The sequence below is a fragment of the Legionella busanensis genome (assembly GCF_900461525.1).
Lineage (GTDB): Bacteria > Pseudomonadota > Gammaproteobacteria > Legionellales > Legionellaceae > Legionella_C > Legionella_C busanensis.
Genome location: NZ_UGOD01000001.1, coordinates 2,718,407 through 2,730,856 on the forward strand (window position 1 = coordinate 2,718,407; position 12,450 = coordinate 2,730,856).

Here is a 12,450-nt window from a genome sequence, read left to right on the forward strand (position 1 = left end):
TTTACTCATAAATTCATTACTCAATACGTGGTGGCAACGTTACAGTTTTAAACCAAAAATTTTCTATTGTTTTGATAGCCTCAATATATTGCTCGATGTCTAATGGCTTGGTAATGTAACAATTTGCATACATCTTATAGGCTTGCAAAATATCTTCTTCAGCGCTCAAGAGAGATAAAACAGCTATGGGAATTGCAGCAAGGGTAGGATCTTCTTTAATTTCTTTTAATACCTGTCTTCCGTCTTTTTTAGGTAAATTTAGGTCAAGAAGAATAAAATCGGGTCGCAGTGCATTAGTATATTCCCCTTCTTGCCTTAAAAAAGCCATTGCTTCTACACCATCCATGACGATACTTAAATTAATTTTTAAGTTACTTTCTTTAAATACTTCCTCAGTTAACCGAATATCGCCAATACTGTCTTCAATTAACAAAATCTGTATGGGTTGTAGTCTTTCTCTCATAAGCGCCTCGTTTAACAAGAAAAAAGAGGTAAACTTCTTATTAACCTTAAATTTATGTAAATTTTACATTTAACCTTCTAAGTAATTCCCAATATCCTTAATTGACTAAATTAATAATTTTATGCATAGTTCCATTTACTTAGTTTCATTCACCTTTAATTTAGTATAGACAGTTACTCAGGTGAATTTGTTATAAAAGAGGCTAAGTTTTTTGGTAATGCTAAACAAATCTTATGTTATAAACGGGAAATAACTTGAGCGGGACTCGCTCAACATGAGTTAAACCTATAGACAAATAACTAACAATTTTGGATTAAAAATGTCTTTTATTCTCAATGATCAAATTCGTTTGACTTGCTTTGAATTAGGTGATGGTCCTGTTTCTAAGATTTTACTTAAAAATAACGCAGATTATCCATGGTTGATTCTGGTTCCTAAAGTTGAAAATATTCAGGAAATTGATCAATTACCTACTAAATTAAGATATTTATTAACTGACGAAATTTGTCATCTTTCTCAGTTGGTACGTACTTATTTTAACATAGATAAAGTCAATATTGGCGCTTTAGGCAATATTGTTTCACAATTACATATTCATATCATTGGTCGCAAAAAAGGTGATAAATTGTGGCCCCATTCAGTTTGGCAGGAAACTGAAAGCACTTTCTATGAAGCCTCTACTTTACAAGTATTAAAAGATGATTTATGTAAAAAAATTAAGGTTATTTTTCAAGAAGATAAAGCATTTGAGTTAATTTAAAGTTACTTTATTTTAAAAATTTAACATGAATAATACCACCGCGTTTAAATAAATCAAAAAATAACATCCTTAAACGAATATAAAATGGAAAGGAGGATTTAAATTTTATTGGTTGAAAATAAGTCTTTTGTGAAATCAATCTTATATTGCTTGACCAATACTCAAGCTCATGACCATAATCAAGCCCCCATTGTAATTTCGCATCTCGCATATCGGCTTCGTTCAAAATTCCATTAACATGATTAAGACTTATGTTGGGAATAGCATCAAAAATCAATTCACTCTCAGGAAATTGCAAAGCCATATTGTTTAGGAGTGTTTGTACTTGCTCTTTTTGAAAATACATAAACAGCCCACCAGCAAGGAAAAAGACACGCTTACTTATTTCCTTAACTCTATTTATCCAATCCAAATCAAGAACTGATGCAGCAAGGTAATGAACGCGTTGATTTGGCGGGGGTAATAATTGTTCGCGAAGTTTAGTAACAGCTGGTAAATCGATATCAATCCATGTCAATTGATTATTATCAACTCGATACAATGTTGTATCTAAACCTGCCCCTAAATTTACGATAGTAGCCTTAGGCGTTTTTTCTAAATAAGCGTTAATTGCCTCATCAAATTGGTAAGCGCGAGCCAGCATCCAAATTGCAGTTGAATAACCAATATGTGCAAATAGTTTATCAAAATCATAATTAATTTCTTGAATAAATTTAATGGCTTGCGCATCATATATAGGTGGATTAGGTAATTGGCTAAATTTAGCCCGAGCAATTAAGGGTAGTAAAAGTGTTTGAGGTACGCCTGTTAAATCAAAATCCACCTTTTTATTTTGCATGTTAATTCCATGTTTCATCTAGCAGCATTTATAATCTTCTTAACTTAAGCTACAGTCCTTTTATTATAATAATTTTAGTTAAATTTTTACTATTTAGCTTAACATGCATTAATGATTTTAATGGTCAAGTTTATAGTAATTTATAAAATTGACTTTAATTGCTCTACTAAATACTATTTGGTGCTTTAAAATTGTTAAGTTAACTTAAGTAAATCTTTCTAAAGTGAATGACCCTATCATGTTATTGCCACAAACAAAGGTAGCTTATTTAGAACCTGGAGACACAATTGATATAATAGCGCCCTCTTCTAAGTGTCATCCAAGTGTCTTAGATAAATTTAGAGACATCATTCATTCTTGGGGCCTTCATTGTCATATTCCGAATGATTTATTTGGTGATAATCTGCTTTATGCAAATAGTGATGAGAAACGCTTTACTCACCTACAAAATGCACTTTTAAATCCTAATTCAAAAGCTGTTTGGTGCTTACTAGGTGGATATGGTTCGACTAAATTAATGCCAAGGTTAAACCAAATTAAACTACCACCTCATTCTAAACTACTCATGGGATTTAGTGATATTACGGCATTACATATTTTCTTGCAGAATCAGTGGGGCTGGCCTACTTTAGGTGCTCCCTCCGGCTATCAAGTATCGCTAAATCGAGTTGCTAAAACATCTGTTGAACTCTTACAAACCATCCTCTTTAGGAAAGAAGAGTCGCTTATCTATGATAATATTACGCCGCTAAACCAGTTAGCTAACAAACAACACACGATAACGGCGCCAATTATTGGAGGCAATTTACATTTAATTCAAGCAAGCCTTGGTACATTTTGGCAAATTAATGCAACTGAAAAAATATTATTTATTGAAGAGTTTAATGAGCGAGCTTATCGTATCGATAGAATATTAGCCCAATTGGAGCAAGCCGGTATATTTAAAGGCGCAATGGCAATCTTGTTTGGCGATATGATTGATAAAGGCGAACCTGATGGTCGTTTTCTTGTTAAAGACGTCATCCAAGAGTTTGCAACACAATGTGCTTTGCCCGTACTGCAGATAAGTAACATTGGACATGGCGCAATTAATAATCCTCTTTTACTGGGCCACCCTGCAACATTAGTTATGAAAGAATCTTGTTATTTAGAATTTCTACTTTAGATTAATTTAAAACAGAAGAATAAACAGTATCAATACCTCGTTAGTGTCTTCAATAATATTATCTCAGGCATTATCCACAGTATATTTATCATTACCAGCGCCACCATCAAGAACGTCATTGCCGGCCAAGCCACTTAGACTATCATTAGCTCCATATCCTTTTATTATATCGTCATAATCTGTCCCTACTAAATTATCCTCGCTCTACCCATCTTTAATAATCATTACAACCTCGGCACATAAGTATATATTTTGAACAATTGCTTATAAATATAGTAAGAAATATTAAATTTTGACGATATGATTGATAAAGGCAAACCTGATAGTCGTTTTCTTGTTAAAGAAGTCATTTAAGAATTTGCAACACAGTGCGCTCTACTGATCTTACAGAAAAGTAATATTAAGCATGGCACAATTAATAACTCTCTGTTGCTGGTTGGGCTAAACGAAGTGCAGCCCAACAAATTATAAAATGATACATGCCTCAGAGTTATAACTGTTGGGCTACGTATGCTTAGCCCAATTTACATATGCTATTCTTTATTTAATTTACTCAAATCAACTACCCTATCTGCCATAGCAATCGTTTCTTGGCGATGAGCAATAATAATTTGGGTTATTTCTAATGCTTTAAGAGATTGATTAATTGCTAATTCATTTCGCGCATCTAAATGACTAGTTGCTTCATCTAAAAATAATATTCTTGGCCTTTTATAAAGCGCTCGTGCTAATAAAATTCGCTGCTTTTGTCCCCCTGAAAATATAGAGCCCATCTCCCCTACTTGAGTTTCATATTGCATAGGAAGTTTTAAAATAGCTTCATGAATACAAGCAAGCTTTGCGACTTCATAAACATAATTGATATCAATTTCATCATTAAAGAAGGTAATGTTTTCTAGTATGGAGCCGGTTAGTAAGCAGTCTTCTTGCATGACTGAGGCAGTTAGCTGTCGATAGTTTTTCAAACCAAAATGCTTAAGGTTAATATCATCAAGATATATCTCTCCTCCTTCAGGTACTAATAAGCCCATCATGACTTTCAACAAAGTTGATTTACCACAGCCAGAAGGTCCTATAATTGCTATTTTTTCTCCGACATTAACTGTGAGGCTAATATTTTTTAAAATGTAAGGATCACTTATATGGTAGCGAAAATTAATATTTCGAATTTCTAATCTTCCTTGCATTAACTCATATCTTCCAGCCCCTTCTGCAACTACTTCAGGTTGTTGAAAAATTAAATCACCTAATCGATTTAATTGAATAGTAATAAGTTTATAATCGAAAGCATAACGAATAAAAGAAGACGCTTTGTTAATTAAAAGAAGACGATAAGCAAGAAAAGCGACTAACATACCAGTGGAAAATCGATTTTCTAAAGTCAGCATTATACCAGCACATATAATAACGATATGATCAATCTGAAATAGTAATTGATTAATTATGTTATAAAACGTATTTAACCTAGATATAATGATATCAGCGTTTAAAGCTTGAATATAATTATTATACCAAATATTAAAACGTACATGTTCTTTAGCAAACGTTTTAATTGGCATAATTCCTTGCAAGGTTTCTAAAAATATGGATGCTGCTTTTGCATGCTGCACAACTGAGTTTTCTGTTTGATTTTTTAGACTTTGATAAGATAAATAACGAATTATTAAATATAATAAAAGACTACAGCAGGTGATTAACGTTAACTTTAAACTATATATAACCATCACTACCAAATTAATAATAACCATTAAACCATCAAGTATAGTATTAATAAACTCAGTACTAATTTTTCTTTGTACTTGATCAATAGTTTGAAATTTTGCTTGAATGTCTCCTTTATAACGATGAAAGAAAAAATCCAATGGTAGTTTTAAAAGATGCTTAATTAAATTGGCTGAAAATTGTTCGGTAAGATAAGTTGTTAAATAATTAACAGAATAACTTCGACTATATTCTATAATACTTTGTAGCAATACAAAAATTAAAAAAGCGCAAACAATTATATAAAGATTATTTAAATTATTAGTATTAATAACATTGTCCATTACGTATTGAAGAAGTAATGGATTTATTAAGGCTAATACTTCAATTGTGAGTGATAGTAAAATTAAAAATATGATAAATTTATTAATCCCGGCAATCATTTTCATAAAATGAAGAAGGGTTAATTTGTTATTTGCAATAACCTTTTGAAAATTCACTCCCTTTTCAGCTTCTAAAACGATACCAGTAAAAAACTTAGATACTTCTGAAAACGTACAGTGTCTAATACCAATAGCTGGATCGTGAATAATAACATGATTTTTTTTCACCTCTTTTAAAACAACAAAGTGATTCATATTCCAATGTAAAATAGCAGGACAGCGAATAAATTTAAGATCTTCTAAATCAATACGTATTGCTCTGGTCTTAAAATTTAAACTTTGCAATACATGAGTGAGATCAAACATATTAATCCCTTTTATTGATGGCCTGCTTATGTTTCTGATTGATGATAAATTAAGATCATGTCCCCAATAATTACTAATCATAACAACACAAGCATGGCCACATTCTGCAATTTCATTTTGAAATATAATGGGCAGTTTATTGCTTTTCTTTAGGCTAAAATTTAATATATTTTTCACAATTTAAGCTCTCCATACATACTAAAGATAGGATCTAATATCCATTGCCATATTTTTCGCTTTGGTCCACTAATAATTGCAGTTATAGTCAAACCTTGTTGTAATTTTTTTGGTTGACCATATACCATGACATATTGGCTTTTTAACTTAGCGTTAACTTTATAATATGGATAGCCTACTTGAATGGGTTTTTCGTCTTCATTATCAGTTAAAATTGTTTCATCTATTGAATCAATAACTGCCTTGTAACTACCAAAACGCTTATAAGGAAACGCATCATAACGGACAATAATTTTACTCGCTTTATTAATAAAACCAATTTGATTAACAGGAATAAATAAATTAGCAATTAATTTAGATTTTATAGGTAAAATTTTTACTAAAGGCTTAGCTAAATTTACATATTGTCCTTCTTTAAATATATTAGATGCAATAACACCATCTATAGGAGAGTAAATTTTGTAAAATTGTTCTTGTTTATACTTAATAATATCTAACTCTACAGCATTAAGGTTACGATTAAGCTCAAATATTTCCTGTTTTTTAGTATTATAAAAATCTAAAGAAATGTATTTTTTAGTAAGTAATATTTTAATTTTTTTTAGCTGAATTGATTTATTAATAATGTCATTCTTAATTGATTGTTTTCTTTTTATTAAATTTTCTAAAATATTATTTTTATCTAGAAGCTGATTATCTACTAAAGAATTAATTAATAAAATAGCTTCGCCTTGCTTAACAAATTCCCCCTGTTTTTTATAGCTTTTAATAATTACACCACTTTTACTTGGATATAGGCTAAAAACCCCTTTTGAATCATTTAAATAACCGATTACTACAAATTTATCCGAAAATTCACCAAATACTATAAATAAAATAATTATTAATAAAATAACTAGGCTACTATAAGTAAAAAATTTAAATGACAAAGGAGTATTAATTGAGATTACACCTAAATGACTTATTTTTTTTTGATTAAATACTTCTTGTCTAAAGAATTCTTTTTTCATAATAATTAAATATCAGCTCTGTAGGTTAATAGATATAAACTACAGAGTTAGATTAAAAAATATTATGCTGCTTCATTTGATTTTAAAGCATTGCGCATAATGTGTTTTTGTAGGTTTTCTTTTAACAGGAGAGAGGCTTGTTTTTCAAAGTCTGCTAAGTTAATACTATTTTTATCACTCCATTTGTAATGGATATTTTTATTTAGAATAAATTTAACAAATTTATCTAACATTTTTATTGTTGGGCAGCGATCTTCAATCCAAAGAAATTGACCTTGTTGATTAACCTCTAGAAAAAAATATTCATTATCAGGTGTCACGATAAAATCAAAGCAACCAAATACAATACCTAAAGCTTCCATAAAATTGCGTATTTTCTTTTCTATAGTATAAGGCAGGCAATAGGGCTCAATTCTTAATTCCATTGGTGGAATTGAGCGCCAATCTGTGAGCCCCTTAGAATGTTCTTGGGAAAAAATTTTTGCAGCCACAATGTGGTCGCCAAAGCAAGTTACACGAAGCTCATACTTTTTCTTAATATGTTTTTGAAAAATGCCAGGTGTTAATTGCAGTACATGATCTGGAGGTAAGTGTTCATTATAGATTGTTTTTGTATAAAATAATTTTAAAACTCCTTTTTCATACCAGTAATGCGATGATAAGGGTTTGTAAATAACTTTATCATTTTTATAAACTTGCAAAAATTCTTTTATTTTTACTGGAGAATTTGTTATTAAAGTTGGTGGAATTTTAAATCCACATTGTAATGCGAGCTTTAATTGTAATAATTTAGAATTAGCCTGGTTAATAGACTCATATGGATTAATCCAGAAGGCGTCTTTAGCGAGTATAAAAGGAATACCATTATGAAATAACGTGTTTTCTTTTTTAATAAAGTCAATATCAGATTTAACAACGTTTTCATCAATAAAAGGACGTCTAGCTCGACGCCACCAAACTGCATCAATTTCTGTATGGTTTGTAACAGGACACTGCGATTCATTTTCTAAAAGCCACCATTGCTGTTCATTAGAAAAATAGATGCTATTAGTTTGCTTGGTGGGCATATCTGCAGTAAACCATAACAAACATTGATGTGATTTACTCTCTAAAGCTAATTTTACTATAATAGCATGTACATCATCTGGCTCTGTTGAGATTAGAATATTCACTACATTTTCCTTAATTTTCTACTTTTAAATCATAGGGTTTTAGTGTGCAATATTATTGTTTACCAAAACCCTTTGCAGATTAGTTATAGCGTTTCCTAGGAAGTTTCAGACAAAACAAGAGAGTAAGGCGAAGGAATGTACAAACAAGTACATAACTGAGCTAAACGAGCGTGTAGTATGAAACTTAGTGGAAGACGCTATATTTATTAATCCCAATCCATATCTAAATCTGTATCGGACACACCATGTCTGTTGGTATAATAATCTGTAGTCTGATAAGTAACTTTTGCTGAGCCCCCTGCTACTTTTTCTAGCTCATCCTTACTTATTTCTGTAGCCAGGCTATATGCTAAAACACGATTATTTTTTGAATTAATTTCCATTTTTTTATTCCTATAAATACTTATTTAATACTTTCCATTTTATTAAATAAGTGGGTTGGACTTCTGTAATCTTCCTGAAGCAGAAAAAAGTTTGTTATAAAGCAATTTTATTTTAAACTTTCACAGTATTTAACCAATTTTGCCATGATTGTATATCTTTATCACTGTAATTTTTTCCACTAATTTCCTTAAGAATTAAATAAGCAAACTCATGATTATTGGGTTGTTTCAATTGTAAAATAGCAACTAATTTTTTTCGCCCTTTCTCTAAAATAATTTTTTTATTGTTCTGAGATTTAGCAGCTGAAGAAAGTATAAATAAGGCTTTATTTCTATCTGTAGTATAAGGAGAATCTATTAAGGGAAGAACCTTGTTAGCGTCAATATCAAAAAGATGTGATTTTGCCATCGTCTGTCCCATTACTCGCATTACATTATTACGTACCGTTTCACTCCTATCATTAATACTAGAAGACAAAGTTGTAATAATTTCATTAGGATCTTTAAAATGACCAACTAAAAACGCAGCTGCAGCACGCCTTTCAGGGTTAGGATCGTCAGTTAATGTTTTTTTAATTAGCTTTTTTTGTTTAATTGCACCTTTATTAAATACATTTAAATAAGGTTGTAAAGAAGGATTATTAAAACCTGAAACACAATGATAGACTGGGCAAGTAGAATCACTTGGGCTAAGCTTATTTTCATTCAATAAACGCATTTCTAACTGATCAAACTTAATCCGTTTATTAATTAAATCATTTTGATTAGTTTTATTTTTACTAATATTAATTTTTGGTTGAACATAATGTAATCTATGCTTTTCATCATGACGCACTACTTCAATAGTAGTATAATAATTTTTTTCTGCTGGATAGTAGATTGTTTGAAAATCTACAAAGGCGTAATGTTCATTTTTTTTAATTCTTTCGACTAAATATTTTTTTTTCATTGCTAGATTAAGTAATTCTCTTTCTTGTTTTTTAGCATCATTCATCAAAATAATTTGATTAGTGTTATTAATTAATTTTTTTAGCTCAGATGAATATTTTTTTAATACCTGATTTGCATGATTAGAATTATCACCATATAAATCTATAAATGTATCAGCACTTATTTGTCCTGAAAGAAATAAACAAGAAGTAAATAAAGCCCTTTTTAACATGCCTCTCCCCTATTGATAGTTTTAAATTTATTTAGATTTACATGATTTAATAAATTTTTTGTAATTAAGCTTTGCATTCTGTTGCGATATTTATCAATAGAATGAGTTACACTTCTTTCATTCCACTGAAAGTTTACTGTACGCTCAATAAGAAAATTAACGAAAATATCAAGCATTTTAAAGTTTGGATTATATTCCTCTATCCATAAAAATTGGCCTTGCTCATTTACTTCAAGAAAAATATATTCATCATCAGGTGTAACAATAAAATCAAATGCACCAAAAATAATTCCAAGCTTACGCATGAATTTTCTTAGGCGCTGTTCAATAGCAAATGGTAAACGGTAAGGTTCAATATTCATTTTATCAGGATAGATAGCTCGCCAATCGACGCTACCTTTATTATGAGTTTGCGAATCTAATTTTGCAGCAACAATATAATCACCAAAACATGTTATTCGTAATTCATATTTCTTCTTAATATGTTTTTGAAAAATTCCTGGTGTTAACTGTAATACTTTATCTGGCGGGAGGTTTGATAAATTTAACTTAGCTGTATAGGAAACTTTAACATACTTTTCTTCAAACCAGAAACTAGAATATAAAGGCTTATAAATGACGCCATCTTTTTCATATTCTGCTAGAAAATTACGTATTTCTTGAGGATCGTTTGAGCACAAAGTTTTTGGGATAATAAATCCACATTGATCGGCTAATCTTAATTGCAACAGTTTCCAATTTGCTCTTATAGCAGCCTCTTTAGGATTTACCCACCAAGCATTGGGCGCAATATTTTGGGTTAGAGATTCGTAAAATACAATATTTTCTCTTTTTATAAAAGAAAAATCATCTGGGTGAACAGCCTGTTCAGGTAAAAAAGGTTTTCGCACTCTGCGCCACCAGACTACGTCATATTCTTGACTCATATAAGATTTAGATTTATCTGAACTTTTCCACAGATAAAAATCTTTATCAATTAAAACAGAGTTCTTTTGTTTTGTTGGATGATCTGCTGTGAATAATAATTTTACATAATGTCCTATTGATTCTAGAGCTAATTTAACTAATACAGCATGTGTATCATCGGGTTCAGTTAAAATTAAATACTTCATTATAAAATCCGATTTTATCCTATTAACTTCATAAAGTTGCTTCTGCCTACTTAAGCTTAGTGATTTTATTGCCCTTTATTCCTTAAATTTGCATTTCGCTAAACTTAAAGCTATGAGACAGAAGCATACTTAACATCATTTATTTTAAATTTTTATATGATTACCAATCTACTGAAACATCTATGACGGTATCCCACTGCCCAGTACTCCCTGTTGGAGTGCATGTTGCTCTTGATGTCATTTTATAACCACTACCTCCTGAAACCTGCTCTAAATCATCATGATTAATTTCCTTTGCTAATTGATAAGCTAAGGCTCTTTCTTTATTACTTTCCATATTTTCTCCTAATGCAAGGTTGGTTTGTTATGTGTTCCATCAAATTAGAGAAGAACATTTAATTATTTATTTATAAATATTCTTCTTTAATTAAACGTCTTTACCATGCTATTATAATTTATTCATTTTTTTAAAAATTCATTTATTTTTATTCGTTTTTATTCATTAAAACGTATTATGATTGTTTAGTCAAGAAAAAATGAATAATTTATTCTATTTTATAGGTGCTTATGAATAATTACTCTATTTGTGAAAATTTACGCAAGCTAATGAAATTACATAGCGAGCTGTCTTTAAGTGAGTTAGCAAGACAAACCAAAATTCCTCAGCCGACTTTGCATCACCTATTAAATGGCATTACTAAAAAACCCAGAAAGAAAGTTTTGGAGAGCTTAGCTAGTTATTTTAATATTTCAATTGCTCAGCTTATGGGAGAAGATAATTTATACGAGCCTATTTCAGAAGATATAAAGAGAAGCTTTAAAATTCATACTGTTCCTATTATAAATTGGGATATGTTAAAATATTGGCCTAATAATTATAAAGAAGCAGGCCAACTTGGCGAGATAGTACTCACTAGAGATATGAGTGAATATTCATTTGCTTTAATCATGAAACATGCTCTCACTGATCCCTTTTTCCCAGAAGGTTCTATTTTAATATTTGATTTTAAACAACAACCAAAGGACCGAGAATTCATAATTGTTAATTCCTTTAAATACAATAAAATCATTTTAAACCGTTTGTTTATTGAAAAATCCGACCACTTTATTAAGCAAGAACAACCTAACGGTGATGTTAAATTAATTAAGTTAGATCTTAATAAAGACAAAATATTAGGTTCACTTATTGAAGCAAGATTAATGCAATTTTAATTGCAACGTAACCCTATTAGGTGGTTAAATAAATTTAATTATACTTGTATGATGATCTTTGTTTCTAATATTAAAATGAAATTGTTTAACATTTTATTCATTTTTATTCATTAAATAAGGAATTTTGTCAGTATTAGCAGATCGAACTAACACTTGTTCCACCTACCATTAAGTAGTTTTCTTTTTCAAAGTACCAAATATAAGTAATTTTATTAGTTTTTCTTTTATTGCTATCTCCATATTTTTGCCAGGCAATAAACTATCGCAATAGGGTCAATAACTGCTATTGATTTCGCTTTATTGCAAACTCAATCGATAACTTGAACTTGTCTAGCAAACTCACCTTTTTCACCTCGAGCTAGAAGGAAGCTAACACGCTGCCCGGGTTTTAACTCTTTATAACCTTGCGTTTGTACTTCTGAAAAATGAATAAATATTTCTCTATTATCTCGATCAGAACTAATAAAACCATAGCCTTTGATTTTATTAAAGCGTACCACTGTACCAGTTTCTGTTTGCATTAATTTTCCTTTCTACCTTACCTCA

General features: G+C 30.2%; 13 protein-coding genes and 1 pseudogene. 3 read left to right on the top strand and 11 right to left on the bottom strand.

Annotated features, from left to right (window positions below):
• Positions 1-16 precede the first annotated feature (16 nt).
• Positions 17-463, bottom strand: a complete 447-nt coding sequence (locus tag DYH30_RS12025; protein ID WP_115331885.1) for a response regulator — start codon at positions 461-463, stop codon at positions 17-19.
• 319 nt (positions 464-782) lie between these two features.
• Between DYH30_RS12025 and DYH30_RS12030 the strand changes: the two genes are divergently transcribed.
• Complete coding sequence (locus tag DYH30_RS12030) at positions 783-1,223, top strand: HIT domain-containing protein (RefSeq protein ID WP_115331886.1); 441 nt, start codon at positions 783-785, stop codon at positions 1,221-1,223.
• A gap of 7 nt (positions 1,224-1,230) precedes the next feature.
• On the opposite strand, the gene DYH30_RS12035 is transcribed toward DYH30_RS12030, so the two are convergent.
• Positions 1,231-2,061, bottom strand: a complete 831-nt coding sequence (locus tag DYH30_RS12035; RefSeq protein ID WP_160116206.1) for a class I SAM-dependent methyltransferase — start codon at positions 2,059-2,061, stop codon at positions 1,231-1,233.
• Between the two features lie 238 nt (positions 2,062-2,299).
• Here DYH30_RS12035 and DYH30_RS12040 point away from each other — a divergent pair, with 238 nt between their 5' ends.
• On the top strand, positions 2,300-3,226 hold the full coding sequence (locus DYH30_RS12040) for a S66 peptidase family protein (RefSeq protein WP_115331888.1): 927 nt from the start codon (positions 2,300-2,302) through the stop codon (positions 3,224-3,226).
• A gap of 63 nt (positions 3,227-3,289) precedes the next feature.
• On the opposite strand, the pseudogene DYH30_RS18710 reads toward DYH30_RS12040, so the two are convergent.
• The 8 genes and pseudogenes from DYH30_RS18710 to DYH30_RS17995 all read right to left on the bottom strand — a co-directional run.
• Positions 3,290-3,400 (bottom strand): annotated as a pseudogene (locus DYH30_RS18710) (hypothetical protein); the annotation flags it as partial.
• 359 nt (positions 3,401-3,759) lie between these two features.
• On the bottom strand, positions 3,760-5,853 hold the full coding sequence (locus DYH30_RS12050) for a peptidase domain-containing ABC transporter (protein WP_115331889.1): 2,094 nt from the start codon (positions 5,851-5,853) through the stop codon (positions 3,760-3,762).
• Complete coding sequence (locus tag DYH30_RS12055; RefSeq protein ID WP_115331890.1) at positions 5,850-6,863, bottom strand: HlyD family secretion protein; 1,014 nt, start codon at positions 6,861-6,863, stop codon at positions 5,850-5,852. The genes DYH30_RS12050 and DYH30_RS12055 overlap by 4 nt, the downstream gene beginning before the upstream one ends.
• 62 nt (positions 6,864-6,925) lie before the next feature.
• Entirely contained in the window at positions 6,926-8,035 is a 1,110-nt protein-coding gene (locus tag DYH30_RS12060; protein WP_115331891.1) for an MvdC/MvdD family ATP grasp protein, read from the bottom strand.
• Between the two features lie 206 nt (positions 8,036-8,241).
• Positions 8,242-8,418: a hypothetical protein gene (locus DYH30_RS17990; protein ID WP_160116207.1), complete on the bottom strand. Its 177-nt coding sequence runs from the start codon at positions 8,416-8,418 to the stop codon at positions 8,242-8,244.
• 112 nt (positions 8,419-8,530) lie between these two features.
• A complete protein-coding gene (locus DYH30_RS12065) occupies positions 8,531-9,580 on the bottom strand; it encodes a HEAT repeat domain-containing protein (protein WP_115331892.1) in 1,050 nt (349 codons plus the stop codon).
• Entirely contained in the window at positions 9,574-10,692 is a 1,119-nt protein-coding gene (locus DYH30_RS12070; RefSeq protein WP_115331893.1) for an MvdC/MvdD family ATP grasp protein, read from the bottom strand. The genes DYH30_RS12065 and DYH30_RS12070 overlap by 7 nt, the downstream gene beginning before the upstream one ends.
• A gap of 160 nt (positions 10,693-10,852) precedes the next feature.
• Positions 10,853-11,029, bottom strand: coding sequence for a hypothetical protein (locus DYH30_RS17995; RefSeq protein ID WP_160116208.1), 177 nt, complete (start codon positions 11,027-11,029; stop codon positions 10,853-10,855).
• Positions 11,030-11,259: 230 nt separating this feature from the next.
• Here DYH30_RS17995 and DYH30_RS12075 point away from each other — a divergent pair, with 230 nt between their 5' ends.
• Entirely contained in the window at positions 11,260-11,904 is a 645-nt protein-coding gene (locus DYH30_RS12075; RefSeq protein WP_115331894.1) for a helix-turn-helix domain-containing protein, read from the top strand.
• A gap of 308 nt (positions 11,905-12,212) precedes the next feature.
• Here DYH30_RS12075 and DYH30_RS12080 read toward each other — a convergent pair whose 3' ends face one another.
• Positions 12,213-12,425 (bottom strand): cold-shock protein, encoded by a 213-nt coding sequence (locus tag DYH30_RS12080; RefSeq protein WP_115331895.1) that lies wholly within the window; start codon positions 12,423-12,425, stop codon positions 12,213-12,215.
• Between the last annotated feature and the right edge of the window lie 25 nt (positions 12,426-12,450).

Coding starts and splice junctions, on each gene's coding strand:
- DYH30_RS12025 (WP_115331885.1), bottom strand. CDS start 463: ATGAGAGAAAGACTACAACCCATACAGATTTTGTTAATTGAAGACAGT.
- DYH30_RS12030 (WP_115331886.1), top strand. CDS start 783: ATGTCTTTTATTCTCAATGATCAAATTCGTTTGACTTGCTTTGAATTA.
- DYH30_RS12035 (WP_160116206.1), bottom strand. CDS start 2,061: ATGCAAAATAAAAAGGTGGATTTTGATTTAACAGGCGTACCTCAAACA.
- DYH30_RS12040 (WP_115331888.1), top strand. CDS start 2,300: ATGTTATTGCCACAAACAAAGGTAGCTTATTTAGAACCTGGAGACACA.
- DYH30_RS12055 (WP_115331890.1), bottom strand. CDS start 6,863: ATGAAAAAAGAATTCTTTAGACAAGAAGTATTTAATCAAAAAAAAATA.
- DYH30_RS17990 (WP_160116207.1), bottom strand. CDS start 8,418: ATGGAAATTAATTCAAAAAATAATCGTGTTTTAGCATATAGCCTGGCT.
- DYH30_RS12065 (WP_115331892.1), bottom strand. CDS start 9,580: ATGTTAAAAAGGGCTTTATTTACTTCTTGTTTATTTCTTTCAGGACAA.
- DYH30_RS12070 (WP_115331893.1), bottom strand. CDS start 10,692: ATGAAGTATTTAATTTTAACTGAACCCGATGATACACATGCTGTATTA.
- DYH30_RS17995 (WP_160116208.1), bottom strand. CDS start 11,029: ATGGAAAGTAATAAAGAAAGAGCCTTAGCTTATCAATTAGCAAAGGAA.
- DYH30_RS12075 (WP_115331894.1), top strand. CDS start 11,260: ATGAATAATTACTCTATTTGTGAAAATTTACGCAAGCTAATGAAATTA.
- DYH30_RS12080 (WP_115331895.1), bottom strand. CDS start 12,425: ATGCAAACAGAAACTGGTACAGTGGTACGCTTTAATAAAATCAAAGGC.